Below are 25,324 nucleotides of genomic sequence, written 5' to 3'. Positions count from 1 at the left end.
CCGGTATATTCATTTGTAAAAAAATTTATTCTGTTGGGCCGTCCCACTCCAGCATGCCGCCTGCCATATTGAACACCTTAAATCCATGGTTCTCGAGCAGCTGCGAAGCTTTAAAGCTTCTTCCCCCTGAACGGCAAACCATAATATACTCCTTCGCTTTATCCAGCTCGTGCATTCGGAATTCAAGCAAGCCTAACGGAATATTTACGGCGTCTGGAATTTTTCCAGCCTTTACTTCTTCTGTTTCCCGTACATCAATGACATGAATATTTTCTTTCTTCAACAGGCTTTCCACTTCTTTTGGTGTTATCTCTTTCATGTTCCATGCTCCCCCCTTTAAATAAATAGGTTTACGTTGCCGTCAGATGCTTCCCCCAAATATGCTGCCACACCAGCATAATCAATGCCATCCATCAACTCTTCCTGCTGAAGGCCCAGTAAATCCATGGTCATTGTGCAGGCAATGAGATTCACATCCTGCTCTTTCGCCAATTCAATCAATTGGGGTAATGTCATGGCGTTATGCTTCTTGATCACATGTTTAATCATTTTGGGACCCATTCCCGCAAAATTCATTTTTGACAAGCCCATTTTATCAGCATGACTCGGCATCATTTTGGCGAACATCTTTTCAAGAAAACCTTTTTTCACGGAAAGCGGCTCATCCTTTCGTAATGCATTTAATCCCCAAAATGTATGAAAGATTGTTACTTCATGATCATAAGCCGCCGCTCCATTTGCGATAATATACGCTGCCATTGCTTTATCATAATCGCCGCTAAATAAAACAATCGTTGTTTTCTTTTTTTCTTCAGACATAACTAAACCGTCTCCTTTTACCCATAGGGGTATATATTAAAATAAAAAAATACCACTACCTGTACGGGTATATTATAACTTAAATAAAAAGCCCGTCAACCCGAACTTTTTATCTGCTTTTAATTAACAACTCTACCGCTTCCTTCACCAAATGTTCTGTGGAAGCACCTTTTTCAACGTTTTCTCTCACACATTGCTCAAGATTTTGACTTACAATCACCCCCATTGTGCGGTCCATTGCATTTCTTGCCGCAGATAGCTGGGTCACGATTTCCCGGCAGTCTTTTCCTTGTTCCATCATGGAGAGCACTCCTTTGATCTGGCCTTCGATCCGTTTCAGGCGGTTTTTTACTCCGTTATCGTATTCCATAATTTACACCTCTTTCTCTTCTTTTTTACAAGGACATTTAGAATAAATATATCCGGCTACTTGGTGGCCTTTCGCCGTTAAAAGCCTCAACGCTAAGTTCCTTTCCGCTCTATTCGATGATATAAGATAAAGTTTCGTAAAAGGAATCTCGTGATAATACCTGTTGAGGTATGGGTATGGTATGTTAAAATTATGGGCATCTGCTGTATTGTAGGACCTTATGTCCAAAATGATTTTCTCATTAGTATTTGAGATCGAATCTATTTCAACACATGGTATTCTCCTAATTGGAATATTACGCCTGATCAGCACCAATACAATCGCAAACACAAGTACACCTAAAAAATACTGCATATTACGCAACACCGTCTTTTTAAATGTGACTTTAATTACATAATATACCCCCTAAGGTATATTGTCAAGAAGCATGATTCATTTTTTCCATAGAAAAAGCATCACATTTGACCACGTGATGCTTTCAGAATGGGATTAGAGGTATTTTCTATGCATGCTTTTTCCGTCATAAGTAAAAAGCACAGGCTTTTCTTCAATTTTGGTTTCCATGTGCACAGGCCGTCCCCATAGCTGATTGATGTAAGGAAGGACCTTTTCAAGGTATTTCACATCCAGTTCAATATCCTCGTACGAGTGCTTGATGTAAAGTTCCCCATTCTTCAAATAGTCGCCGTCATTTACCGTCAGATACGGAAATCCTCCGTTCACTCTCATGCCCACAAGCTGATCGCGTACAGCTTCCCATTCTTTGTCCACAATTTTATAGTCCCGCCCCTGCTTTTGGAACAAATACATATCCTCACGCTGGCACAGTTCCTTTGTTAAATAGTTCCGGATAAACGACATATCGGATTCCAGTTCCCGCACTTCAAACATTTTCTCACGGCCCGATCCAGGCTTTACCCCCTGTCTAAGCAATTCTTCATCGGGGTTGTTATACCGTTCTTCAATATCTTTAAAAATCTGAAGTCCCATGTAATACGGATTGATGGAGGTTCTGGACGGCTGGACCACCCCGGCATTCAGTTTGGCAAATTCGATGGTTTCATGAGAGGTCAGATCCATTTCCTGCAGAATTTTGGCGTGCCAATACGAGGCCCAGCCTTCATTCATGATTTTCGTTTCCAGCTGGGGCCAGAAATAAAGCATTTCTTCCCTCATCATGGAAAGAATGTCCCGCTGCCAGTCTTCCAGCTCGCGGCTATATTCTTCAATAAACAGCAGAATATCTTTTTCCGGCTGCGGAGGAAAATGCTTCTTTTTCACTGGAGATGGCTGATTCCGTTTGCTTCTTGATTCGTCTATGCTCCATAAATCATCATAGGGAGTTTCTTTTTTTACCGGCTCATCTTGTTCTTCATCTTCCAAATTATAGCTCAGCCGGTTGCGCACAATCGAAGGATCGATATGTTCCTGAATGGCGAGCACCGCGTCGAGAAAGACTTCAACTTCTTTTTTTCCGTGAATGATTTCATACTGGGAAATCCTTTCCGCAGTGGCGGTCATGCTGTCCACCATATCCCGCCGCGTATTGGAAAAACGGACATTGTTTTTGAAAAAGTCGCAGTGAGCCAGCACGTGGGCGATAATCAGCTTATTCTGGATTAAGGAATTGGTATCCAATAAAAAGGCATAGCAGGGATCCGAGTTGATCACCAGTTCATAGATTTTGCTTAAACCCAGATCATATTGCAGCTTCATTTTGTGAAATTGCTTTCCGAAGCTCCAGTGAGAAAAACGAGTCGGCATTCCGTACGCGCCAAATGTATAAATAATATCCGCTGGGCAGATTTCATAACGCATCGGGTAAAAGTCGAGGCCAAATCCATCCGCGATTTCTGTAATCTCGGCGATTGCATTTCCGAGCTCTTTATTTTGCTCATCCCAAGACATGCTTGTTCCCTCCTCTATCATCTCTTACTTTCAATTTATGATGGTAAAAGCCATTTCATGAAAAAAGGGGAAAACTTCTATGGTCAAGTATTAGCTTGATACAATCTGTCCATAATAGTTGTACGTTTAGAAGGGGAGACACTTATGGCATTCATCTACAATCCTTTACTTATTTTTTTATTCGGTTATATATTTTTACGGATTACAGGCAAAAAAGCCGTGTCGCAAATGCACAGCTTTGATATGCTTTATATTCTGATCATCGGGAATGTCATCAGCCAGCCTATGCAAAAGGACAATGTATGGAAAGCCCTGCTGTTTACGTTCATCGTCATGCTTTTATATAAACTGTTCATGTGGCTATCACTCAACAACAAACTGCGATGGACTTTATTTGAGAGTCCTACCGTTCTCATCCGAAACGGAGACATCGACCGCACAGGATTAAGAAAGGTACGGCTTCCCATGGATGAACTCCTTGCCCAGCTGCGTGTGAAAGGCTTTACCGATACCCGGAATATCGCGCTTTGTGCCATGGAGGACAATGGACAGATCAGCGTCATACCTAAATCCAATTTCCGGCCGGTTCAGCCGGGTGATTTAAAAATAAAGGTAAAACGAGAATTTATCCCCATTCCGGTCATTATGGACGGCCAAATCATTGACCATAACCTCAAATACCTGAAACTGGATAGAGACTGGCTATTAAAGCGGGTTAAACAAAAGGGTGCCGACGTACAGAATGTGCTGCTTGCCACGATTACCGAATCAGGAACGCTCCACATTGACACCAACAATCCGCATAATGAAGACAAAGGGCCATATTCCTATAAGCCCGGTGAGGATAATTAAAAGACAAAAAGCCAGGAATGATCACGAATATAGTAATGGCATTTAATAGAAACGAAATGTTTAGAAAGCAACCAAGCAGGCAATATTAGTTTTGAGAGAAAAGGAGGAATGACAAATGACCTTTTTATGCAGCGTACTTAGTATATTTGGAATTGCTCTCCTGAACGAAATAAGGCATGCCAACTTAAAAAAAGCACCGGCAAAGCACCGTTTGCCGTCAAAAAAGCCAATCCTTTAATGAAACCAGCCCACCCGGCATGTCAGGGTGGGCTTTCGTATGATTTAAGTAGGCATCTCCAGCTTTTCTTTGACTCTTTCAAGAAACAGATTGTTCTCATCTACCGATACATGCAGCATATCGACTCTTTTCGTGAAGCCGTATAGGAGCCTGGCCGTTTCCGGTGTTTTCAATTTCATTTCAAATGCTGGCTTTTCTTTTGAAAATTCCTGAGGAAGAGCGTCAAATGTACGCCGCTGCTCTTCTTTAGAAAGGTGTTCCGGCCCCCTGTAGTATTCAATGCTCTGTATATTTGAGAATTGTACCCTGAGGCCCTGGGCAAGTCCCGATTGTAAAATCAGCTCGTAGTCATCCAGGAGAATCGGACAAGTACGAATCACTTGAAGATCAGCAACAAGATATAGAAGGGTATAGAGATTCAGAGCCAATAACAGGATGGCTGCTGTATGGCTCCAATGCATCAAAAGGTAATGAAATCCAACCGACTCAATGAGAAGAGCACGAATGAGCATCAGACGAAAGGCCACCGCTGACGTTTTTTTATGATAGGAAAAATGGTGTGCAGAGGATCTTCGCACTCTTTTCGTCCAAGAGAAGAAGGCATAACGGAATAAAGCACATTCAGTGAGCAGGCATTCCATCGTCCTTGTGAGTTTAAATTGGCGGGATAATGCTTCTCTGAAATCGTGCTGGAAGTGGCATGTGCGCCCGCTGTCCTTCCTGAAGGCAATGGTCGTTTTGACCAATTTGGGAACAAGAAAAAACAAGATGTACAATTCAGCAGCAATCCATATCCCTTCCATTCCAAGTATCAAACTAGTGAGCCATTGGGCGTCTGGAGAATTTCTTGCGGGAACAATGATTTCTGCCAGCCAGTAACCTGCAAGTATAACGAGGGGAAGATACTTCAGCGCCGATTGGCGACGGAAAATAAACAGATAGGCTAAAAGAGGAATAACAATCAAAAAATCGAACAAAGTAGACCATCCCATATACTGTGGCAATTGACCGAAGGCATTCACCCGGTAGACGGAAAAATTCCAAAGAATAATAAGGACAGTCAGCAAACTAAACGAGATTCGTTTTTTATTGATGGAGAAATTCATCGGACCGCCTCCTTCAATTCCATTATATAACATAATTGGAAAGTGAAGAGCCGTTTCGCAAAATTTCCTTATTTGGAATGCTTATGAAGACGGGGAAGATGACTTTTACTTTGTTTGGCATAGCGCCATGCCCATATTAAAGCAAAGGTAATGGGCACTGAAGGAAAGATCCAGCTGTATGATCGAAAATAAGAATGAATCAGGGCAATATGTTCCCCATATTGATTCCCGATGGCGAAGTAAAAAACTGCCCAAAGAAAACCTGCCGGATAGGTGAGTAAAGCAAAGCGTGAGTATGGCAGACGGTTGCTGCCAACAATAAAAGGCATCAAGATCCTTAATCCCGGAATAAAAAAGCTTAACACAAGAATTTTCTCTCCCCACCGGTCAAGCAGGCCAGATCCTTTTTGAATTCCCTTTCTGATCCGGTGGAATCGATAAAGCCGTTGGACGATGGCTGTGCCGCCATACCTTCCGAGCATATAACTCACTGTTAATACAGAAATAACTCCCAAATAGGTGGCAATGAATGAAAAAGCAGGATTCAGCTGAACTTTATCTGAAAGCATTCCGCTGACCATTACAATGAATTCATTGGGCACGGGTAGCCCGAGTAATCCAATCCATGAAAGCACGAACACACCAAGGTAACCATGATCATGAAAAAACTGAAAAAAGAAGCCGTAATCCATCGTCTCCGCCTTCCTTCCTGCAGGCTGTTGGCCATTCTCATGAAGCGCCGGCCTTTTTCTTTTACCTTCTGTACCCTTTTTCCCTGTTTGGTTCACCCGTTTACCCGTAGTTATTTGTAAATTTTTTTATTTTCGCTTGCTGTGGTCAGTCCTGATCAAACCATCCTTTTTTTCTAAACCAGAAATACATGCTCAGTCCGAGAACCAGCATACATACCAGTACAAAAAAATAACCCTCACGCCACTTCAATTCCGGCATAAACTGAAAATTCATTCCGTAAATTCCTGCAATAAACGTTAACGGCATAAAGATCGTAGTAATAACCGTCAGGGTCTTCATAATGTTATTCATTTTATAGGAATTAAGTGATATATAATTATCACGGATATCCGAGGTCATTTCCCGGTTGGAATCGATCATCTCACTTAATTTTATGAGATGGTCATAAATATCATGGAAATACGCTTTTTTATTTTCATTGATAATTAATCGTTTCGATTCCAAAGTCCGGTACATTAAATCCCGCATGGGAAAAATGGAACGCCGTACTTTTAACAGGTCGCTCCGAACATCAAATGTTTGTTGAATAAGAGTGTGCTTATTTCCTTTTTCATAATTGTTTTCAATGTCTAGCAGGTGGTCTTCTATGTTCTGGACAATTGGAAAATACGTATCCACAATTTTGTCAATGATTTTGTGTCCGACTTCTATCGGTCCAATTGAAGAAAAATTTTCAATCCCTGCAAAGTAGTTCCACGTAGAGTCCATTTCTGCCAGTTGGTCATAATGAAAAGAAACGATGAACTTCTCTCCGATAAAAAGATCAACTTCCTGGGCAGCAAGAGACTGGGTATGAAGGGCATGCATAACAAAAAAACTGTAACCCTGGTAATACTCAAGTTTAGGCCGCTGAAGAAACTGCAGGCAGTCTTCAATTGCCAGTGGATGAAAATGAAAATATGAGCTGAGCAGCTTAATTTCCTCATCATCCGGATCGATAAAATCGACCCAATACCACTCGATCCGATCCTCCGCCAGCTCTTCAACAGACGGCTGAAGGATAAGCTCATGATCTTTTGTGACTGCCATTATTCTAAGCATCAATGCTTCCCCCGGTTTATTAAAAGTGAATTAGACTGGCTGAACTTTAAGCATCGGCGTCTCATTCAGCAAATTGAGCACCACTTCATACGCACTTTTTTCCCGATGATTTTCAAAATAGCTCATTTTGTTCAATAGTCCTTTCACTTCCGGTTCATTTTCAAGTACAGAGGCGATCTGATCCTCCAGAGTCATATCCTCGTTCAGCTGAATGATCAGTTTTTCTCTGATGAGCTTTTTTAAATTAATCTGTTCCTGTCCCGGCAACGCGGAATGGACAAAAATGGGCAATCGTTTCTTTAGTGCTTCGCTGATGGTGATTCCGCCGGGCTTTGTTATAATCGCGTCCACCTGTTCGTACAGATGGTTCATTTCCGACCTCGTGGAAATATATCCTCTCGGTTTAATATTCGGATGATTCCAGGAAGTAAGTTCTTTATACAGCTTCTGGTTTTTACCGCAGAGGACCGTATAGCGGTAATTGGAACCTGGTTTAATCTGTTTTAAGAAGCCTTTGATCTTTCCAAGCCCAATGCTTCCTCCTGAGATTAAGATATGCTTCTTCAAGGCAGGTTTTCCGGAAAAATAAGCTCTGATGTCCTCATTCACCGGAATTCCAGTAATAATAATCTGCTTGCTGTGAATTTGGTGTCTGTTTATCAGCTCTTTTTTCATGGATACATCGCTGACCAAATGATAATCGATCCCTCTTTTTCCCCAAATATCATTGATAAAGAAATCCGTGTACACATTCACAACAGGAATGTCGATCACCCCCCGTTTTTTAAGCCGGCTGATGACGGCTGAGGGAAAACAATGCGTACATACAATGACATTCGGCTTTTCCTCCTTCAGCATGCGCAGCATTTTATGCTCAAACAGAAGCAGCTGATGAGGAGGCATTAATCTTTTTTTTGCCGGGGAATACATCACATGATGATAGATCCAGTCATATGTCCTTGGCATCATATGAATCCATTTTAAATACGTAGTTGATATGACTTTTTCCAGCGGCTTATTCCAGTAGCTGAGAAAGTCGATTTTTTTGCAAACCACCTGTTCATCACTGCTTTGCTCAATGGAAGACATTAATGCATCAGCAACCTGATGATGACCAGAAGGCATTTGAAATAAAGGTAAAAACAAGATTTTCTTCATGGTAAATCCTCCTTACAAACCTTTTAAGCCTTGTTTGTAAATTTCTTTCTGAATACAGTCAGCACGAATAACAGCAAAGCTGCTGCGGCAATCCACGGCAAGTAGGATAACTTAACTTGGTCTCCAAAGAAATAGCCGATGCTGATAAAAGCAGCCGTCCACATACCGCTCCCAAGAAACGAAAGCAGAACATAGCGCAAAAAAGAATACGTGCTGATTCCTGCAATGTATGGGGCCAGCTGACGGAGGCCGGGAAGGTAAAAACCGAACAAAAGGGTCGTAATGGCGTGTTCATGAAACCTTTTCTCCACAGCTTTCCATCTATCCGGTGTTATTTTAATGAATTTTCCGTATCGCTCAATAAACGGCAGCCCCAGTTTGCGGCCGAGCCAATAAGAGGCAAACATACCGGCAACGGTACCCATAAATGCATAAAGAAAGCTCGTTCCAAACTCCAAATGTCCTTTCGCAACCAGTACACCGACCAAAAACAAAAATGATTCTTCAGGAGCAGGGATGCCGGTAATCCCGCAAAATAGAACCAGTAAAATGATCCAATGACCGTAGTTTTGCAAATAGGAAATAACGGTATCTAAACTCATATTAACCTCGTTTGTTTGTATTCTTTAGTTCTTCCAAAGGCATTCCGATATATCCTTGTCTTTGGGCATATTCCAGAAAACACCGCAGAGCTTCAAGCATGACAGAAGGTGCCTCATCATCAGCACCAGGGTTTTCACCGTTATCGTGAAGCAAATAAATACATCCTCTGTGCAGGCTTTTCTTTAACTTTGCGGCCAGCTTGTCCTTTCCCTGACCGGCCTTCCAGTCTCCGGTGATCGAGGACCACATGATCACTTGATAATCTCTTGAGAGCGGAAGTGAAAACAAGTTAAACCTTCCCCACGGCGGGCGGTAAAAATAGGCTTTTTTTCCTGTCGCTTGTTGAATAACAGTGGCACATCTGCTGATTTCTTTTTTTAGTTTACCCGGTGTTAAAAGCCAGCTGTTCGAATGGGTTTGATGATGAATACCCACAGTGTGTCCTTCATTACTCATCCTTTTTAGGAGGTCTGGTTCCCTTTCGGCCCGTTCACCGACTATGAAAAATGCGGCCGGTACATTATACAACTTTAACAGGTCCAACAGTTGCGGCGTATACACCGGATGGGGGCCATCATCAAATGTAAGAAAAAATTCTTTTCTTTCCGTTGTCCCATTTTTAATAATGCGAACTGAAAACAGCCTGATGCAGATGGTAGGTATCATGCCATACAACAGAAAAAGAAGTACAACTGTACAAATGCAGTATAGAATTATCATTTCCCTTTTTGTACTCCTTCTAACTTATATACAGCTTCCGCCAGCGAATAAAGGTTTTCCTCGCACTGTTTCAAGCACGCTTTGGCATGAAAGGATAATTCATGATTAAAGTAATCTCTTTTCAATATTTTTCTGAGCTGCCTTTTTAACCGCATAAGCTCCATTTCGCTTTCATCAATATTATAATAGGCAGAGCTGTTTGCTTCCCTATCCATATCCTGCCCAAAGTGTCTGCAGCTCTCCAGCCAATCATGGTACTCTTTTGATCTCTGCTCATTAAACATTTTAATGAGTTCCTCCTCGGAGTAATCGGAGAACTTCAGGATCTCCATCATAAAGGATTCACCGCCATGGTCCTTAATCAGGGTATGCAGTTTGGTCAGCTTATTCCCTATGTCCCCCACTTTCGGGACAAGACAAACAGACTGCTGTATATAAAGCACCCCAAGTGCTTTCAAATTTCTCCATATCCTCACTCTAAGTGTGGAAGGCTCCACAGGGACTTTATAAGAAAACAAATACCACTTCCTGCTTTCTTCCATTAAACTCCCACCTTATCATCCATATCATGTAGACATAATAACACAAATAACAATTGTTTCAACATATTATGTAACAGTTGTTTCATTTATGGGTGGTTTTTGTTATTTCCCCAAAGAAAAAAGGCCATTTAAAAAAGAAGAAGACCCCATATATACAGGTCTTCTTCAGGTTAGTCAGGCTATTGTCCGATAATGATTTTTTCCTTTGGATAATGAAAATGTTCAATGAGGACACGTCCGCGAATGATGAATAAGAAGGAAAGAATTCCAATCCTTCCGATAAACATAAGCACCATCAGCACCACTTTGCCGCCTGTGCTTAAATGCGGGGTGATTCCCAGGCTTAAACCGGTTGTTCCAAACGCGGAACACACTTCAAATACAATCTTCTCGATCGGCATCGGATCGGTAACCGCCATTATTAAAGAAGCGATACTGCACAGCATAAATGCAACGATAAGCACGATAAAAGCCTTTTGAATATCTTCGGTAAGCACTTCACGCTTGAAAACTTTAATCGTATTGCGTCCTTTTGCATAAAACAATATGCCGAGAAAGGCAACGGCAATCGTTGTTGTCCGAACCCCGCCACCCACACTGCTCGGCGACGCACCGATAAACATCATGGCGCTTAGGAAAAGATTGGTCGGCACGGAAAAGTGGTTCATGTCCATAGTGGAAAGCCCGCCGCTCCGTGTGGTAACCGATTGAAAAAGTGAATAAAAAAAGGTTTCATGCCATGTTTTATCCGCCAGGAACCGGTGGGATTCAAAAGCATAAATTCCTACGGTTCCAAGCACGACAAGAATAAAAAACGTAAGGGTTGTTACCTTCGTGAACAGTGTAAACGTGTACCGCTCTTTGTATTTCCGTTCCGCAATAAAGTTTTTCACTTCAATGAGCACCGGAAACCCTATCGCCCCGGTAGTAATCAAAATCATCGTCAAAACCTGGATAAGGTAATCATGCCTGAATGGGATTAGCGATTGTCCTGTCAGGTCAAAACCTGCATTGGTTGTCGCCGTAACAGAAGCAAAGAACCCATGATAGGCAGCCTCCTGCCAGGTCGGATAATATTTAAGAAAAAGAAACGTAAATAGGACCATACCGATGAACTCAATAATGATAATAAGGCCAAGGATCTGCCTCATCAAATTAACAATACCAGCCAATGTGGACTGGTTCTGGTCCGTCATGATCAATTGACGCTCGCGCATGCCAATTTTCTTTCCGAGCAAAATCCATAAAGCGGTCCCGAGGGTCATCACCCCTACACCGCCAATTTGAACGATGATGGCCAAAGCAACAACACCACTGGTATTAAATGTCTCATGAATCGTTACAACAGAAAGGCCTGTAACACTGACCGCACTGACTGCGGTAAACAGCGCATCAATAAAACTTAATGAAACACCCGGATTGTGAAATGCCGGCAGACTTAAAACTCCAGTTGCAACCACTACAGATATGAGGTAAAAAAGAACAATAATTTGAACAGACGTTAAAAATAACGCTTTTTTATCCCTTTTTCTTTTTACTCCGAGCAATCTTCTCACAACCCTGTCTATATCAACTATACTTTCTTAAACTATACCCAAAACAAGGATAAATCTTACCCTATGCTGGGCAATAATTCAAGGGCTGTTTTCCACTGATCATTCAGTGGATGTTTTTCTTTTTAAATCTGCCGCCTTTTACATCATGAATGTTGCCGACTGCTAAAAAGGCAGTAGGATCAATGTCATCAACGATATTTTTAAGCTTGGCTTCTTCCAGCCTGGTGATGACTGTAAAAATGACTTTTTTCTCGTCTCTGGAATAGGCACCTTCTCCGTTCAGGTAGGTGACCCCACGTCCGAGACGTGCAAGCAATGCTTCACCGATTCTCGTATGTTCATCACTGATAATCCATACCGATTTGGATTGATCAAATCCGTCCAGCGTAATATCAATCACCTTAAAAGCAATATAGTAGGCGATTAATGAATACATGGCACGGTCCCAGCCGAAAACAAAACCGGCACTGCCAAGAATGAAAATGTTAAAAAACATAACCACTTCACCGACTGAAAACGGGGTTTTCGTATTAAAGAGGATGGCCATCACTTCGGTTCCGTCAAGTGACCCTCCATACCGAATGACCATTCCGACTCCAACACCAAGGATAATTCCGCCAAACACAGCGGCCAATAATGGATCATCGGTGAGTACAGGAACGGGATGCAGAACGGCTGTCCCAATGGACATGATAGTGACTCCAAACAACGTGGAAAGGGCAAAGGTTTTACCTATCTGTTTATATCCAAAGAAAAAGAAAGGAATATTAAGAACGATAAGAAAAAGACCAAGTTTCCAATGGGTTAAATGTGAAAGAATAATGGATATGCCGACGATTCCGCCGTCAATGATCTGGTTGGGAACGAGGAAAATTTCAAGTCCTGTGGCTACCAATGCAGCCCCTAATGCGATAAAAACCACTCTCTTTAAAAGATTTGTCTTGGTAATTCGTTTATGAGCTTCCTGCTGCTGTAAAGCTTCCAAAAGCACTCCCCCTCTTAATTATAAGTTTCTCTTATGATCTATCTTAATTATAGCAGTTTTTTACTACTATCTTAATCAATATGCCTGTATGCCAAATAAAAAAAGCCCCTGTACGGTACAGGAGCTTCTTCTTTATGATGCTTGTTTCACTTCATCAATATAGGATTGTGCTTTGGATTCATCAAACTGGCCTTCCCACTTGGACATGATAATTGCCGCCAGGGAATTACCAACCACGTTAACAGCTGTTCGTGCCATATCCAGAATACGGTCGATTCCTGCAATGAACGCCAATCCTTCAACCGGAATCCCGACTGAACCCAATGTGGCAAGGAGTACAACAAACGATACTCCAGGAACACCTGCAATCCCTTTAGATGTCACCATCAGTACGAGAAGGAGGGTGATCTGGGAAGAAATCGGCATATCGATTCCGTACATCTGGGCGATAAACAGTGCGGCAAGTGCCTGATACAAGGTCGAGCCATCCAGGTTAAACGAATAGCCTGTCGGAATAACAAAGGATGCAATCGCCTTTGGACAGCCGAACTTCTCCATTTTTTCCATCAGTTTTGGGAGAACCGTTTCCGAACTTGAAGTGGAATAAGCAAGAATAAGTTCATCCTTTAAAATACGGAAAATATTAAAGATATTAATGCCTGCGATTTTTGCTACAAGACCAAGTACTACAATCACAAAGAAGATCATGGTGGCGTATACGAGTACCACCAGTTTACTTAATGGAATCAAGGATGTTAAACCAAACTTGGAAACCGTCACACCAATAAGCGCAAACACGCCGAATGGAGCAAACTTCATAATTTGGTTGGTCACGTAAAACATCGCTTCCGCTGTTCCCTGGAAGAACTTAAGAACGGGTTCACCCTTCTCTCCAATGGCCGCTACCCCAAGTCCAAAGATGACCGAGAAAAAGATAATCGCAAGCATGTCACCATTCATTAAGGATTGGAAGAGGTTTGACGGGACAATATTTACAAAGGTTTCCGCAAATCCATGTTCTCCGGCTGTTTTTGCCGTGTCTACATAACTTCCGATGTCTGTTTTTTCCAGGCCAGAACGGTCTACTCCCGCACCCGGCTGAAAGATATTTGCAGCAAGCAAACCAACCGCAATTGCGATGGTCGTAATAATCTCAAAATAAAGAATTGTTTTCCCGCCGAGTTTACCCAGCTTTTTTATGTCGCCAACACCGGCTACACCGACAATCAAACTGGAAACCACGATAGGAATAACAATCATTTTGATCAGCCTGATAAAGATATCACCGATTGGCTGCAAAAATTTTGCAACATCATCGCTGCCGTAAAAAATCGCACCAACCGCAATACCCAGGATCAAACCGATAAGAATCTGCCAAGCTAGTCCAATTCTTCTCATGTTGTATCTCACCTCTTTGTTGTAATCGTTAACAAACAATACTACCATTTTATATTCAAGGTAAATTACTTGTCAAAGTAAATAATTGCTAACTTAAATTTTTTAGTATAAAAGATAAAAAAAAACACCCCTTAACGGGATGTTTAGTACTGATAAAAAACTTGTTAAATCGGGAAAATCGCTACAATCTCGCATATGCGGATGACGACACGGAACGTACAGTTGTTTTTTCGAACACGCAGTACGATGACATCGCGGCCTACTTCTACCAATCGGCCACGGAATGTCTGGTTTACGGTATCTACTTGTACACGTTCGTTAATCAGCGCACACGCTTCTCTTCTAAACGTATCTCCCCGGCGGCCGCCAAAGCATCCGCCATCAAAACCAAAACCCATGAATTACTCTCCTTTCATCATCGATTAAAAGCACAACCGATGTTACTAATAGTTAATGCAAATCCACTGGTTTTGGTGTGGACAATCATCATGGTCTTAAGCTGATATTTTAGAATTAAACAGTGGTTTAATTTCAGGCGCACAGGGAAACCTGAATAAGATAACTCAAAAGAAGGGATGACGTTCACATGCGAAGTGCGGAATCGTTCGAAGAGGTCCTGGAATTCTCCAATGTTCACCAATCAGCCCATGGAAAGATGTATCTGAGCCAGAGAGAAACCTCACCAGGTGGTATCCTGTTCAGTGATGAAGATTCAGGAAAACAGCCTCTGGAGCTTGAAATCAAACTTCTCCTGAAAGCAGAAAATGACTCCCTTTACTTCTCCAAACGGTATATGGAAGATGAAGAAGAGGAATTTGAAGAAAGAATGAATCAACTGGACACGTTAAAAAATCAATTCGATATAGAAACGGTAAGCTCAAGTGAAATCAGTGACCTTCTAAAAAAGGCATAAATGTCATTGTCCTTAATGAAGTGGAATTGCTGCCTGCCTCCCATCATAAAGTAAAAATATAGGGTGGACAGGAGTGAGACTATGCTGGCAAAAATGACAGCCGTCTTCATCGGCAGTTTTCTGATGGGAATCGGAATCAATATGTTTATCCTGCCTTTTCATCTCCTTGACGGCGGGATGATTGGCATTGGTCTCCTATTTAAATACATCTGGGGATTTAAGGTGGGGATGACGATCATCCTGCTCAGCATCCCCATTTATTTTTTGGCGTGGAAGTTTGACCGCAGGTATTTCCTAAACAGCCTGCACGGCATGTTGATCTCCTCATTTGTCATCGATTTGCTTGTGCCACTCAATGGGTTTCTCCATTTGCCTGAGATGGAAAGCGCGGTGGCTGGAGGCTTGTTGATCGGTACAGGAATCGGGATTATGCTCCGATACGAAACAAGTACAGGAGGCACCGACTTGTTGGCTTTGTTTATAGCCAAGAGATCTCCCCTTAATGTCGGTGTCATCATTTTCTTTATCGATGCCTCCGTTATTTTGGCGGGATTGTACTTTATCGGGGAAGGAATGTTCTTTTATTCCATGGTTACCATCCTTTCCGTGGCGTTTGCGACCAGCTCCCTGACATTGATCCGCTCGGTATCCATCTTTCTTAGCCCGAGATAGTGGATAAAACAGCAGCCTGCCATCACGATGATGGCAGGCTGCTGTTTTTATATTTATTCTGGATCGGTGATCAAGGCTGGCTGCCTAAAGGATTCTTCTTCCTTTTTCGGGCTCTCCACCTTGTTCACCTCAATCCGTTTAATTTGGTGGCCATCAATTTCGACGATCTTGAAGGTTAATCCTTCGTAATTGATAACCTCACCTTCCACAATATCGGAATTTTGGGAAAGCACCCATCCGCCGATCGTGTCCAGATCTGAATCGTCAATTTCAAGACCGTATAAATCATTCACTTCAGAAATTAAAACCTTTCCGTCCAGTGCGGTGACCTTCGGTGTAATTTTTAAAATCATCGGTGTCTCATCTGTATCAAATTCATCACGGATTTCCCCTACGATTTCTTCCAAGATATCCTCAACCGTCAGAAGTCCCGCAGTTCCTCCGTATTCGTCCATCAGTACAGCCATATGAACCTGTTGCTTTTGAAGTTTCACCAATGTTTCCTGAATCGGCATGGTCTCAAGAACCGTCAGGATCGGACGCAGATAGCTTTCCAGCGTTTTTTCCTTGCCGGACATGAGGTCATAGAAAATTTCTTTAACGTTAACCATTCCAACCACATGGTCTTTATCTTCGTCTACAACAGGATAACGAGTATATTTCTCACTCGTAATGATCGCAAGGTTTTCCTCAATGGATTTATTTAGATACAAACACTCAATTTCCGTACGCGGCACCATGATTTCCTTCGCGATACGGTCATCGAATTCGAATACTTTATTCACGTAGCTGTATTCTGACTGATTAATTTCTCCGCTTTTATAGCTTTCTGATAAAATCAAACGCAATTCTTCTTCAGAGTGGGCCATATCATGTTCCGAAACAGCTTGCAGACCAAACATTTTGGTAAACAGCCGGGCACTTCCGTTCAACACCCAGATGATCGGGTACAGGACCCTGTAGAACATGATCAGGGGACCCGAGAGCATTAAACTGATCTCTTCGGCTTTTTGAATCGCAAAGGTTTTAGGCGATAGTTCACCAAGAACGACATGAAGAAAAGTAATGACGGCAAAAGCGAGTATAACTGTAATTGTTTTTGTGAGTGCCGGTGATAAATCCAGCTGGCTGAACAAAGGATGCAGCAGGTGTTCAAGTGTTGATTCACCAAGCCACCCGAGCCCGAGGGCCGTAATAGTAATTCCAAGCTGGCAGGCCGAAAGATATCCATCAAGGTTCATCAGTACCTTTCGGACGGCAACGGCCTTTTTGTTTCCTTCCTCAACGAGCTGATCAATTCTCGTCCGGCGAATTTTCACAATCGCAAATTCAGCTGCCACAAAAAAGGCGGTTAATACAATCAATATTGCTACTAAGAATAGCTTAAATATGTCCAAATAGACTCTTTATTCTCCCGTTTAAAAGAGGAATAAAGATGTCACCTCCTAAAGTTTTTACTGGATAACCAATCGTTCCCTTAAACAAACGGCGTTTCTCCAATAATCAATAATAGGCTGTGAAGTAATGCAACACGCTCGGCAGGCATATGTTTAACTGCCAGTTTAAGTTGTTCTTTGTTCAGTTGCTGAAGCAGAGGTTTGAGCTCCTGAACATCTTTTTCAAGCGTATTGAGCTGCATATCAACTTTTTGTAGTGTTTCGGCATACTCTCCTGAATGTTCATTGAATGATGCCATTTTTTCTTTAATCTTCTCTAAAGGAAGATGCTGATTTTTATAATAATTAATCCACTTAAGCTGCTCTAAAGCTTCTTCACTGTAAAATCGATAATTTGATTGGGAACGTTCAGCCTTTAACAGGCCAAGCTTCGTATAATAATCAATAGTTCTTTTTGAAACGCCTGCTAATGTTGCTAGTTCACTGATACGGTACTTCCCAAATCAATCACCCCAATGCATAGATAATAAACAATTTTACAGAATTTCAACTATACAGTCAAACGTTTCAGTTCCTCCAGCAACGGAGATTTACACAAAAAAATAGCTGACAATTAAAATCAGAATGACAAGGATCAGCGACAAAGACATGATAAAAACCATGGTTACCGGGGACTGAAAGGTCTGGGAATTAATTTGTTTCCGTTTGTTCAAATAATCAACCGTCGAAAAAATGATGGCCGCCACTCCAAGGAGAAAGAATATCATTCCTACTGCAGCAACCACCTTTCCCTCCAGCTGCAGCACCCTGAGCTGCAAGGAGAAATGAAAGTTCAAAAAAACAAAGCCTATGCCCGCCATAGCGATGGCTGTCCGTATCCAGGCCAGATAGGTCCTTTCGTTAGCGAGATGCTGCTGGATGTATTTTGAATCCACGGTCTGTTTACGCTCCTTTTCGATCATTTACACCTCCCGGGATGGCATTTCTTGAATCACCAAAAAAGCAGACCCGGAAGATCCGGGCTGCTTTAAGATGGATTACTGAGCAGCAGCGACAAGCTGGCTGACAAGGTCCATAACGTCATTCTTCAGACTTTGCAGCAGATTTTCACTGTCACTGTACGTATTGGATTGGACGGCAAAGTAAAATTTGATTTTTGGTTCAGTACCCGATGGACGTAGACAGAACCATGAGCCGTCTTCTAAAACATATTTTAAAACATTGGAGGCTGGGAGGTCAATCTGGGTCTTCTCTCCCGTTGCAAGGTTTCGCTGTTTGCCTATGCTGTAATCTTCCACATACAACACTGCCTTCCCTGCCATTTCGGACGGAGGGGTAGCTCTGAAGCTGTCGAGGATGTTTGCAATTTGTTCAGCGCCTGCTTTTCCTTTAAGTGTAAGGGATTCCAGGCCTTCAAGGTGATAGCCGTAAGTAGAGAACACATCCATAAGACCCTCATACATCGTTTTGCCTTGCTTTTTGTAATAAGCTGCTACCTCAGCTGCCAGCAGGCAGGCTTGTACCGCGTCTTTGTCTCTCACAAAGTCACCGATGAGATAGCCGTAGCTCTCTTCATATCCAAACAGGAAGGTATGCTCCCCGGTTTTCTCATACTCTTTAATCTTTTCTCCGATAAATTTAAATCCAGTGAGCGTATCCACCGTTTTAAGTCCAAAGGAGCTTGCAATCTCTCTTCCAAGTTCAGAAGTAACAATCGTTTTTAGCACAACGCCTTTTGGGCAAAGTTCGCCCTGTGCCTCTTTTTGTGATAAAAGGTAATGCAGCAGGAGTGCTCCTGTCTGGTTTCCGGTAAGCACCACATACTCACCATCCAGATTCTTGACTGCTACCCCCACCCGGTCTGCATCAGGATCCGTCGCAATCAGGACATCCGCATCTTTTTCTTTTCCATACTGAATGGCAAGCTCGAAAGCGGCATGTTCTTCAGGATTTGGTGATTTGACCGTGGAAAAATCGGGATCAGGCAGTTCCTGTTCTTTGACTACCGTGACATTTTTAAAACCGATCGCCTCAAGGCCGTTTCGAACAGGAAGGTTCGCCGTTCCATGAAGAGGTGTAAAGACAATGCTTAAGTCTTCCATGTCCTTGATCAGGTCTGGATTTACAGTGATGCCTTTCAACTGCTCCAGGTAAGCAGTATCAATTTCTTCACCCACGATCTGAATTAGACCGTCCTCCTGCAATTGGGATTTATCTTTTACAGAGATGGCAAGTTCATTTTCAACCTCTTCCACCTTTTCGGTTAATAGGTCTGCTTCACGTGGAGGAAGCTGGCCGCCGTCCGGCCCGTACACTTTAAATCCATTATATTCCGGCGGGTTATGGCTTGCTGTAATCACAATTCCGCTGAACGCCTTTAAATAGCGGACAGCAAATGAAAGAACGGGAGTCGGCCGCAGGCTTTCAAACACATAGGTCTGTATTCCCCTTGAAGCCAGTGTACCGGCAGCTTCCATTGCAAATTCAGGAGATTTATGTCTTGAGTCATACGCGATCACCACACCGCGTACCTTTGCTTTTTCACCTTGTTCTTCAATAAAGCTTGCCAAACCGGAGGATGCTTTTCGGATCGTGTATGTATTCATTCGATTCGTTCCTGGTCCGATTTCGCCCCTCATTCCACCTGTACCGAATTCCAGATTTTTATAAAAGGAATCCTCCAGGCCCGTTTCAGTTTTTTCTAATTCTTCCAGCTGCAATCGAAGCTCCTCATCAAGAGTTGGTTCGTTTCGCCATTTTTCATATGATGTCTTCCAGGTCATTCCCGACTCTCCTCCTTTTATATGCTGAATCTCTGTTAATTAAATCATTATTCTCTCTTTATTATAGCGCAGAGCCGCAGACAGGAAAACCGCTTTCGACATGCTTCGCATAAATATCTTTCCATTTCTGTAAGAAGTGACATATTTCCCGAGAAATATTTCATTTCATGCAAAAACGGCAGGGAATTTCCCTGCCGCCATGCACATTACATTTTACTTTTGCTTTTTTGAATGACTTCATAGAGATCCAGCCGCCTGTTCCGGAGCTGGGTGACATTCCCGGTCTTGCGCTGTCTGCGCAGGATTTCCAGATCCACATCCCCGACCACCACGGTCTCAATGTTCGGGTGGCATTCTCCGACGATGCCGTCACGCGGAAATGCGAAGTCTGAAGGGGTAAAGATTCCGGACTGTGCATATTGAATATCCATGTTTTCTACCTGCGATAGGTTTCCAACAGTCCCCGCAATCACTGTATAAATTTCATTTTCTACCGCTCTTGCCTGCGAACAATATCTTACCCGGACATAGCCTTGCCTGTCTTCTGTACAGAACGGGCTGAAAATAATATTCGCTCCCATATCTGTAACAATTCTTGAAAGCTCAGGGAATTCAATATCATAGCAAATAAGGATGGCGATCTTTCCGCAGTCGGTATCAAACACCTGAACCTTGTCTCCCGGTGTGATTCCCCACCATTTTCTTTCATTCGGGGTGATATGAATCTTATATTGTTTCTCGATCGTCCCATCTCTGCGGAACAGATAGGCAACGTTATAAATATTTCCATCCTCCTCCACAAAATGGGAACCGCCGATAATATTTACGTTGTAACGTACGGCTAAGCCTGTAAACAGTTCGATATAATCCTCGGTAAATTCAGTTAAACGGCGAATGGCCTGGCTTGGGCTTTTCTCCTCCACAAATGAGAGAAGCTGAGTCGTAAGCAATTCCGGAAATACGGCAAAATCAGATCCCTGATCTGCCGCCACATCGGTATAATACTCTACCTGTGTTGCGAAGTCATCAAATGATTCAATGGTTTTCATCATGTACTGAATCGCTGTAATGCGGATCGGCTCACTTGTTTTGAAGTGCCTTCGTGTATTATGCGGAAGGTAGTCCACATTGTTCCATTCCATTAATGTGGCATATTCCTTAGATTGCTTATCATCCGGCAGATAATGGCGGTTGATTCTCATCACGGTAAAACCGTTCATGAGCTGGAAGGTAAGCACTGGATCATAAATGTTGTGGTGGATGACTTCCTTCACGTAATCGCGTGGTGTCATTTCTTTGGAGTATTTATAATAGTTGGGAATCCGTCCTCCAAGAATAATACTTTTTAAGTTCCATTCTTCCGCAAGCTCTTTTCTTGCTTCATACAGGCGTTTTCCAATTTTCATCCGCCGGTAATCGGGATGAACCATAACCTCTATTCCATATAGATTATAGCCGTTTGGATTATGGTTCGTGATATAGCCCTCATCCGTTATTTCATCCCATGTATGCTGATCATCGTACTCATCAAAGTTAACGATCAGGCTCGAACAGCTTCCAATAATTTTCCCCTCAAAGGTAACAACAAACTGGCCTTCCGGGAAAATATCAAGATGACTTTCAAGCTGTTCCCGCTTCCAGGGTTCCATATGCCCCGGAAAACAGATCCGCTGCAATTCAAGTATTTCATCTATATCATTGTATTGAATATTTCTCAGTTCAATTTTTTTCTCGAATTTTGAAACATCAACTTCACTCAATGGATTCACTCCTTAACTGCTATTTTATTTTATGTTTTTCAGCCCCAGACTTTCATTCTTCCGGCTAAAGAACCTGTATTCAATTCAAGCTGAATCCCGTCAGGATCCACAAAATTCACACACCTGCCGTCCCCGCGAATAACGGGTCCTCTGATGATGCTGACTGAACTGGCTTTTAAGGTTTCAACGGCCTGATCAAAATCAGAATCAGAGATCGTAAATGCCACGTGATCCATACCGGCTTTGCCAGCTTCTGCCCTATTATCTTCTCCCCGTTCAAGCAAACAAATCCAAACAGGCCCCCACTCGATATAAGCATCGGTCCGGCCCCGGTGTATCAAAACCGCACCTAAAACATCAACATAAAAAGAAAGGGATCTTGTCAGGCTGCTGACAGTCAGTGTGAGATGATTGATGCCCCGAATGGGAATCATCCGAATTTCCTCAGCAAGTCCTTAAACTGCAGTTCGGCCATCGTTTCCATTTGATGGTCAACATCCCCAAACACAAGCCCCTTTGTTACTTCATTTGGAATAACCACACAATACAAGCCGGCCTTTTTGGCTGCTCTTGCTCCATTCGCGGAATCCTCAAATGCAATAGCCTCTTCAGGTTTCACACCGAGACATTTTACAGCTTCACGGTATAAAGCAGGGTTTGGCTTCACGTGTTCTACGTCATCAGACGTCTTGATGCAGTCGAAATAGGGAAGCAGATTCAGTTTTTCCAGGTAACCCGTCACCCAGGCGCGGGATGAGCTTGTCGCCAAACCAATTTTCAAACCGAGCTCCTTGGCCGCCTCCAGATAATCCTCTACACCAGGAAGGGCGCTTGTTCCATCAAGCATGGCCACCACCCGGTCATGGTGCATGGCACGGAGTCCTTCCCTGTCCACTTTTTCACCTATCTGTTCCTCTAGATATTCGAAGGGATCCAAGAAATCCTTTGTTCCAATGCATTGCTGCCAGACTTCAAGAGGCATATGGCTTGAATGCTCTGAAAAAATTTCCTGAATGGCAAGATACACGGATGTTTCCGAATCCAGAATCAGCCCGTCAAAGTCAAAAACAACAGCTTTAATCATATTGCTCTCATCTCCCCTCTCTTCCTTCTTATTTTCTTATCCAGCACAAAAAAGTGCAAGGGGGAAGCTTTAGATGCCAGCCAACATTTATACCCGTTTTTCTCATAAAAAAAACAAGACAGCCTCATTGCGGGCTGCCTTATTTGAAACCGTTCGTCCGGTATGTGATCTTTTTTCCGTTGCTGATGGCGGTAATCACGCCAAGCTGATCGGTTCGGTAAATCGTCATGTTTCTGCGGGCCAGCCGGTACAACACTTCCTTTGAGGGATAGTGATAAGGATTATTCTTGCCAACAGAGATAATGGCCGTTTTTGCATGGACCGCCTTTAAAAATGCCATGGTTGTCCCTGTATTTGCTCCATGATGGCCGATTTTAAAGACATCTGCCCGTACATCTTTCTTGGACGAAAGCATCTCCTTTTCGGATTCCATACCGGCATCCGCCATTAATAAAAATGAATTTTTGCCGTGGGTCACTTTCATTACGGCTGAATAATCATTAATGTATTTATAATAAGAAGACCTTGGAGCAAGCATTTCCATCTTTACAGAAAATCCAAATCGAAAGCTGACTCCTGCTTTTGCCCGCTCTACCGGTATTTTCTTTTCATTGATTATTTTAAACAAATCGTGGTAGTAAGCGGTGTCATAGGGCAAATTCGGCATATAGATCTTTTTGACGTTAAAATTCCGGATTACATCGTCCATTGAACCGATATGGTCATGGTGGGGATGGGTTGCCACCAGCACATCAATATCAGCCACACCCTGGCTTTGAAGATAGCGGGTGATTTCCGGACCGTCATTTTCATCTCCCGCATCCACCAGAACATTTTTACCATTTGGTGTTTGGATTAATATACTGTCGGCCTGGCCTACATCGAGAAAATGCACTTTGAGCGGCTCAAACCAGGCGGCACTCGCATTTTGAGGAGAGAACCACAATACAAGCGCAGACAGAAAAAAAACCGTGACCATCAGCTTTATTATTCGGATATTCACAGGCTCCGGTCCCTCCCAACATTGGTTATGAATTAGTTATATGTAATTTTCGGGAATAATAAAAGAAATCCCATTATCCAATAGATGGATAATGGGATCCCTCGTTAGCGCGCAGCTTCCCTCTTTTTAAAGAAGCTTTTCATGGAATGATATACGTCTGCTTTTTCCTTTAAAATGTAATAATTAAACTTCGGATCAGTTATGTTCTTATAGACACTCATTAAGGTGGAATGGCGATTATAGGCATTAACCTCGCCATAGCCAAACATATTGCTGTGCTGCATGATCTCCTGTACGAGCTTCACACAGCGTGCGTTGTCGCTTGTCAGGTTATCACCATCTGAGAAATGAAACGGATAAATATTAAAACGGGATGGAGAATATTTGGTTTCGATAAGTTCTAATGCCTTTCTGTATGCGGAAGAACAAATGGTTCCGCCGCTTTCCCCCTTATTAAAGAAGTCTTCCTCAGAGACCACCTTTGCTTCAGTATGATGAGCAATAAATTCAATTTCAACGGTTTCGTATTTGGATCGAAGAAAACGGGTCATCCAAAAGAAAAAGCTTCTTGCCATATACTTCTCCCAAATCCCCATACTTCCGGATGTATCCATCATGGCAAGCACCACAGCCTTGGATTCAGGCTTTACGACTTCATTCCATGTCTTAAACCGGAGATCATCGTTATAAATCGGCGCAATGGCGGGTTTGCCTTTTAAGGCATTACGCTTGAACGCTGTAAGAATCGTGCGCTTTTTATCCACATTGCCCATCAGGCCGGTTTTTCGGATGTCATTAAATTCGACTTTTTCAAGAACGATATTATCCTGTTCCTTTTGTTTCAGATCCGGCAGTTCCAATTCTTTAAATAAGAACTCCTGAAGCTCTACCAAGGAAACTTCCGCCTCCGAATAGTCGGATCCCGGCTTATCTCCCGGCGCGCCTTTGCCTTTTCCGGCTCCGGCCTGGCCCGGATTTCCGTCCCTGGCCACCACATCGCCTACCTTGCTGTCTCCTTCTCCTTGCCCCACATGCTTGTTCTTTTCATAATTGTAACGTATTTTGTATTCATCCAATGAACGAATAGGTATTTTTATGACGTCCCGCCCATTGGAAAGAATGATGTTCTCTTCACTGATCAAATCAGGCAAATTGTTTTTAATGGCCTCCTGGACCTTTTCCATGTGACGCTGCTGGTCATGGTGGCCTTTGCGGTGGAGGGACCAGTTTTCCTGAGAAACTACAAAATTGTTTTTCGCTTCCTCGCCCATTATTTCCCCTCCTTCTTTGTACATGCTCATTGTTTTATTTGAATGATAATGGATCAAATTGATAAAAGAACCACCCGCTTTTTGAATGTAAAAAGGGTTGGTTACACTATCCTATGCAAGATAAGACGAGAGTTGCTATGTAATTGGCACATTTTATAAAGAAGCGTGAAAAAATAAAAGCATCCCATGGCAAGCCATGGAATGCTTTTATTATTTCGTGTAGTTGTTAAATGCGACTTTGCTTTCTGCCATATCACTGCATGCGGATTGACAGCCTTTCTTCATTGAACAGGTCGCGCATTTTCCTTGTTTGCTTTTTTTCACAAAACGAAAGATAGTAAAACCTGCGTATCCAAAAATCAGTATTCCGAGCAAAATATTAAGCAGCATTT

Annotated in this window: 29 protein-coding genes and 1 pseudogene; 4 read left to right on the top strand and 26 right to left on the bottom strand. The window is 42.7% G+C overall.

The genetic code is table 11. The features are described 5' to 3' along the window. Nucleotides 1-25: 25 nt before the first annotated feature. The 4 genes from QNH15_RS04665 to QNH15_RS04650 all read right to left on the bottom strand — a co-directional run bounded on the left by QNH15_RS04665 (nucleotide 26) and on the right by QNH15_RS04650 (nucleotide 3,097). Nucleotides 26-319 carry a rhodanese-like domain-containing protein gene (locus QNH15_RS04665; protein ID WP_283892924.1) on the bottom strand — a complete coding sequence of 98 codons (294 nt, stop codon included), beginning with the start codon at nucleotides 317-319 and terminating at the stop codon, nucleotides 26-28. A gap of 17 nt (nucleotides 320-336) precedes the next feature. After that, nucleotides 337-819, bottom strand: a complete 483-nt coding sequence (locus QNH15_RS04660; protein WP_283892923.1) for a DsrE/DsrF/DrsH-like family protein — start codon at nucleotides 817-819, stop codon at nucleotides 337-339. Nucleotides 820-928: 109 nt separating this feature from the next. Beyond that, nucleotides 929-1,189, bottom strand: coding sequence for a metal-sensitive transcriptional regulator (locus QNH15_RS04655; protein WP_283892922.1), 261 nt, complete (start codon nucleotides 1,187-1,189; stop codon nucleotides 929-931). 489 nt (nucleotides 1,190-1,678) lie between these two features. Then, complete coding sequence (locus tag QNH15_RS04650; protein ID WP_061967092.1) at nucleotides 1,679-3,097, bottom strand: SpoVR family protein; 1,419 nt, start codon at nucleotides 3,095-3,097, stop codon at nucleotides 1,679-1,681. Nucleotides 3,098-3,241: 144 nt separating this feature from the next. On the opposite strand from QNH15_RS04650, the gene QNH15_RS04645 reads away from it, so the two are divergent. Beyond that, nucleotides 3,242-3,949, top strand: coding sequence for a DUF421 domain-containing protein (locus tag QNH15_RS04645; protein ID WP_283892921.1), 708 nt, complete (start codon nucleotides 3,242-3,244; stop codon nucleotides 3,947-3,949). Between the two features lie 115 nt (nucleotides 3,950-4,064). Next, nucleotides 4,065-4,187: a hypothetical protein gene (locus QNH15_RS04640; RefSeq protein WP_276203817.1), complete on the top strand. Its 123-nt coding sequence runs from the start codon at nucleotides 4,065-4,067 to the stop codon at nucleotides 4,185-4,187. A 44-nt stretch (nucleotides 4,188-4,231) separates the two neighbouring features. Here the strand turns inward: QNH15_RS04640 and QNH15_RS04635 are convergent, their stop codons facing one another. From QNH15_RS04635 to QNH15_RS04585, 11 genes are all read right to left on the bottom strand, one after another. Then, complete coding sequence (locus tag QNH15_RS04635) at nucleotides 4,232-5,293, bottom strand: hypothetical protein (RefSeq protein ID WP_283892920.1); 1,062 nt, start codon at nucleotides 5,291-5,293, stop codon at nucleotides 4,232-4,234. Nucleotides 5,294-5,361: 68 nt separating this feature from the next. Beyond that, entirely contained in the window at nucleotides 5,362-6,081 is a 720-nt protein-coding gene (locus QNH15_RS04630; protein ID WP_283892919.1) for a DedA family protein, read from the bottom strand. Between the two features lie 49 nt (nucleotides 6,082-6,130). Further along, nucleotides 6,131-7,087: a magnesium/cobalt transporter CorA gene (corA, locus tag QNH15_RS04625; protein ID WP_283892918.1), complete on the bottom strand. Its 957-nt coding sequence runs from the start codon at nucleotides 7,085-7,087 to the stop codon at nucleotides 6,131-6,133. 30 nt (nucleotides 7,088-7,117) lie between these two features. Further along, entirely contained in the window at nucleotides 7,118-8,245 is a 1,128-nt protein-coding gene (locus QNH15_RS04620) for an MGDG synthase family glycosyltransferase (protein WP_283892917.1), read from the bottom strand. 23 nt (nucleotides 8,246-8,268) lie between these two features. Further along, entirely contained in the window at nucleotides 8,269-8,847 is a 579-nt protein-coding gene (locus QNH15_RS04615; protein ID WP_283892916.1) for a DedA family protein, read from the bottom strand. 1 nt (nucleotide 8,848) lies between these two features. Further along, nucleotides 8,849-9,568: a polysaccharide deacetylase family protein gene (locus QNH15_RS04610; RefSeq protein ID WP_283892915.1), complete on the bottom strand. Its 720-nt coding sequence runs from the start codon at nucleotides 9,566-9,568 to the stop codon at nucleotides 8,849-8,851. Beyond that, nucleotides 9,565-10,110 carry a Chromate resistance protein ChrB gene (locus QNH15_RS04605; protein ID WP_283892914.1) on the bottom strand — a complete coding sequence of 182 codons (546 nt, stop codon included), beginning with the start codon at nucleotides 10,108-10,110 and terminating at the stop codon, nucleotides 9,565-9,567. Before QNH15_RS04605 ends, QNH15_RS04610 begins: the two co-directional genes overlap by 4 nt. A 179-nt stretch (nucleotides 10,111-10,289) precedes the next feature. Next, entirely contained in the window at nucleotides 10,290-11,657 is a 1,368-nt protein-coding gene (locus QNH15_RS04600; protein WP_283892912.1) for a TrkH family potassium uptake protein, read from the bottom strand. A gap of 112 nt (nucleotides 11,658-11,769) precedes the next feature. Then, nucleotides 11,770-12,651 (bottom strand): YitT family protein, encoded by an 882-nt coding sequence (locus tag QNH15_RS04595; protein WP_283892910.1) that lies wholly within the window; start codon nucleotides 12,649-12,651, stop codon nucleotides 11,770-11,772. 132 nt (nucleotides 12,652-12,783) lie between these two features. Beyond that, a complete protein-coding gene (locus tag QNH15_RS04590; protein WP_283892908.1) occupies nucleotides 12,784-14,049 on the bottom strand; it encodes a cation:dicarboxylate symporter family transporter in 1,266 nt (421 codons plus the stop codon). Nucleotides 14,050-14,213: 164 nt separating this feature from the next. After that, nucleotides 14,214-14,447 carry a DUF2642 domain-containing protein gene (locus tag QNH15_RS04585; RefSeq protein ID WP_061967063.1) on the bottom strand — a complete coding sequence of 78 codons (234 nt, stop codon included), beginning with the start codon at nucleotides 14,445-14,447 and terminating at the stop codon, nucleotides 14,214-14,216. Nucleotides 14,448-14,635: 188 nt separating this feature from the next. On the opposite strand from QNH15_RS04585, the gene QNH15_RS04580 reads away from it, so the two are divergent. Then, nucleotides 14,636-14,962 carry a hypothetical protein gene (locus QNH15_RS04580; RefSeq protein ID WP_283892906.1) on the top strand — a complete coding sequence of 109 codons (327 nt, stop codon included), beginning with the start codon at nucleotides 14,636-14,638 and terminating at the stop codon, nucleotides 14,960-14,962. 81 nt (nucleotides 14,963-15,043) lie between these two features. Then, the gene (locus QNH15_RS04575; RefSeq protein ID WP_283892904.1) at nucleotides 15,044-15,634 is read left to right on the top strand and encodes a YitT family protein; all 591 of its coding nucleotides are present in this window, start codon (nucleotides 15,044-15,046) and stop codon (nucleotides 15,632-15,634) included. Nucleotides 15,635-15,687: 53 nt separating this feature from the next. Here QNH15_RS04575 and QNH15_RS04570 read toward each other — a convergent pair whose 3' ends face one another. From QNH15_RS04570 to QNH15_RS04520, 11 genes and pseudogenes are all read right to left on the bottom strand, one after another. Continuing rightward, nucleotides 15,688-17,031, bottom strand: coding sequence for a hemolysin family protein (locus QNH15_RS04570; RefSeq protein WP_283892903.1), 1,344 nt, complete (start codon nucleotides 17,029-17,031; stop codon nucleotides 15,688-15,690). Nucleotides 17,032-17,111: 80 nt separating this feature from the next. Then, nucleotides 17,112-17,330 (bottom strand): hypothetical protein, encoded by a 219-nt coding sequence (locus QNH15_RS04565; RefSeq protein ID WP_283892902.1) that lies wholly within the window; start codon nucleotides 17,328-17,330, stop codon nucleotides 17,112-17,114. Between the two features lie 6 nt (nucleotides 17,331-17,336). Next, a pseudogene (locus QNH15_RS04560) lies at nucleotides 17,337-17,519 on the bottom strand (MerR family transcriptional regulator); the annotation flags it as partial. 102 nt (nucleotides 17,520-17,621) lie between these two features. Then, nucleotides 17,622-17,993: a YidH family protein gene (locus QNH15_RS04555; RefSeq protein ID WP_283892901.1), complete on the bottom strand. Its 372-nt coding sequence runs from the start codon at nucleotides 17,991-17,993 to the stop codon at nucleotides 17,622-17,624. Nucleotides 17,994-18,068: 75 nt separating this feature from the next. Next, nucleotides 18,069-19,814 carry a phospho-sugar mutase gene (locus QNH15_RS04550; RefSeq protein ID WP_283892900.1) on the bottom strand — a complete coding sequence of 582 codons (1,746 nt, stop codon included), beginning with the start codon at nucleotides 19,812-19,814 and terminating at the stop codon, nucleotides 18,069-18,071. Nucleotides 19,815-20,020: 206 nt separating this feature from the next. Further along, complete coding sequence (locus QNH15_RS04545; protein ID WP_283892898.1) at nucleotides 20,021-21,574, bottom strand: bifunctional GNAT family N-acetyltransferase/carbon-nitrogen hydrolase family protein; 1,554 nt, start codon at nucleotides 21,572-21,574, stop codon at nucleotides 20,021-20,023. Nucleotides 21,575-21,612: 38 nt separating this feature from the next. Further along, the gene (locus QNH15_RS04540) at nucleotides 21,613-22,008 is read right to left on the bottom strand and encodes a VOC family protein (RefSeq protein WP_425590327.1); all 396 of its coding nucleotides are present in this window, start codon (nucleotides 22,006-22,008) and stop codon (nucleotides 21,613-21,615) included. After that, the gene (locus tag QNH15_RS04535) at nucleotides 22,005-22,658 is read right to left on the bottom strand and encodes an HAD family hydrolase (protein WP_283892896.1); all 654 of its coding nucleotides are present in this window, start codon (nucleotides 22,656-22,658) and stop codon (nucleotides 22,005-22,007) included. Before QNH15_RS04535 ends, QNH15_RS04540 begins: the two co-directional genes overlap by 4 nt. 139 nt (nucleotides 22,659-22,797) lie before the next feature. Continuing rightward, complete coding sequence (locus QNH15_RS04530; RefSeq protein WP_283892894.1) at nucleotides 22,798-23,661, bottom strand: ComEC/Rec2 family competence protein; 864 nt, start codon at nucleotides 23,659-23,661, stop codon at nucleotides 22,798-22,800. A gap of 104 nt (nucleotides 23,662-23,765) precedes the next feature. After that, nucleotides 23,766-24,932, bottom strand: coding sequence for a sporulation protein YhbH (gene yhbH / locus QNH15_RS04525; protein WP_283892892.1), 1,167 nt, complete (start codon nucleotides 24,930-24,932; stop codon nucleotides 23,766-23,768). 210 nt (nucleotides 24,933-25,142) lie between these two features. Next, nucleotides 25,143-25,322 (bottom strand): FeoB-associated Cys-rich membrane protein, encoded by a 180-nt coding sequence (locus tag QNH15_RS04520; RefSeq protein WP_061967034.1) that lies wholly within the window; start codon nucleotides 25,320-25,322, stop codon nucleotides 25,143-25,145. Nucleotides 25,323-25,324 lie beyond the last annotated feature (2 nt).

This window comes from Fictibacillus enclensis (assembly GCF_030123385.1).
Lineage (GTDB): Bacteria > Bacillota > Bacilli > Bacillales > Fictibacillaceae > Fictibacillus_C > Fictibacillus_C enclensis.
The sequence above is the reverse complement of the archived record's forward strand: the minus strand, read 5'-3'. Positions and strand labels throughout refer to the sequence as shown.

Excerpts from the sequence above, each read along its gene's own strand:
- QNH15_RS04665 (WP_283892924.1), bottom strand. The coding sequence starts at position 319 with ATGAAAGAGATAACACCAAAAGAAGTGGAAAGCCTGTTGAAGAAAGAA.
- QNH15_RS04660 (WP_283892923.1), bottom strand. The coding sequence starts at position 819 with ATGTCTGAAGAAAAAAAGAAAACAACGATTGTTTTATTTAGCGGCGAT.
- QNH15_RS04655 (WP_283892922.1), bottom strand. The coding sequence starts at position 1,189 with ATGGAATACGATAACGGAGTAAAAAACCGCCTGAAACGGATCGAAGGC.
- QNH15_RS04650 (WP_061967092.1), bottom strand. The coding sequence starts at position 3,097 with ATGTCTTGGGATGAGCAAAATAAAGAGCTCGGAAATGCAATCGCCGAG.
- QNH15_RS04645 (WP_283892921.1), top strand. The coding sequence starts at position 3,242 with ATGGCATTCATCTACAATCCTTTACTTATTTTTTTATTCGGTTATATA.
- QNH15_RS04640 (WP_276203817.1), top strand. The coding sequence starts at position 4,065 with ATGACCTTTTTATGCAGCGTACTTAGTATATTTGGAATTGCTCTCCTG.
- QNH15_RS04635 (WP_283892920.1), bottom strand. The coding sequence starts at position 5,293 with ATGAATTTCTCCATCAATAAAAAACGAATCTCGTTTAGTTTGCTGACT.
- corA (WP_283892918.1), bottom strand. The coding sequence starts at position 7,087 with ATGCTTAGAATAATGGCAGTCACAAAAGATCATGAGCTTATCCTTCAG.
- QNH15_RS04620 (WP_283892917.1), bottom strand. The coding sequence starts at position 8,245 with ATGAAGAAAATCTTGTTTTTACCTTTATTTCAAATGCCTTCTGGTCAT.
- QNH15_RS04615 (WP_283892916.1), bottom strand. The coding sequence starts at position 8,847 with ATGAGTTTAGATACCGTTATTTCCTATTTGCAAAACTACGGTCATTGG.
- QNH15_RS04610 (WP_283892915.1), bottom strand. The coding sequence starts at position 9,568 with ATGATAATTCTATACTGCATTTGTACAGTTGTACTTCTTTTTCTGTTG.
- QNH15_RS04605 (WP_283892914.1), bottom strand. The coding sequence starts at position 10,110 with ATGGAAGAAAGCAGGAAGTGGTATTTGTTTTCTTATAAAGTCCCTGTG.
- QNH15_RS04590 (WP_283892908.1), bottom strand. The coding sequence starts at position 14,049 with ATGAGAAGAATTGGACTAGCTTGGCAGATTCTTATCGGTTTGATCCTG.
- QNH15_RS04585 (WP_061967063.1), bottom strand. The coding sequence starts at position 14,447 with ATGGGTTTTGGTTTTGATGGCGGATGCTTTGGCGGCCGCCGGGGAGAT.
- QNH15_RS04580 (WP_283892906.1), top strand. The coding sequence starts at position 14,636 with ATGCGAAGTGCGGAATCGTTCGAAGAGGTCCTGGAATTCTCCAATGTT.
- QNH15_RS04575 (WP_283892904.1), top strand. The coding sequence starts at position 15,044 with ATGCTGGCAAAAATGACAGCCGTCTTCATCGGCAGTTTTCTGATGGGA.
- QNH15_RS04565 (WP_283892902.1), bottom strand. The coding sequence starts at position 17,330 with ATGGCATCATTCAATGAACATTCAGGAGAGTATGCCGAAACACTACAA.
- QNH15_RS04555 (WP_283892901.1), bottom strand. The coding sequence starts at position 17,993 with ATGATCGAAAAGGAGCGTAAACAGACCGTGGATTCAAAATACATCCAG.
- QNH15_RS04550 (WP_283892900.1), bottom strand. The coding sequence starts at position 19,814 with ATGACCTGGAAGACATCATATGAAAAATGGCGAAACGAACCAACTCTT.
- QNH15_RS04540 (WP_425590327.1), bottom strand. The coding sequence starts at position 22,008 with ATGATTCCCATTCGGGGCATCAATCATCTCACACTGACTGTCAGCAGC.
- QNH15_RS04535 (WP_283892896.1), bottom strand. The coding sequence starts at position 22,658 with ATGATTAAAGCTGTTGTTTTTGACTTTGACGGGCTGATTCTGGATTCG.
- yhbH (WP_283892892.1), bottom strand. The coding sequence starts at position 24,932 with ATGGGCGAGGAAGCGAAAAACAATTTTGTAGTTTCTCAGGAAAACTGG.
- QNH15_RS04520 (WP_061967034.1), bottom strand. The coding sequence starts at position 25,322 with ATGCTGCTTAATATTTTGCTCGGAATACTGATTTTTGGATACGCAGGT.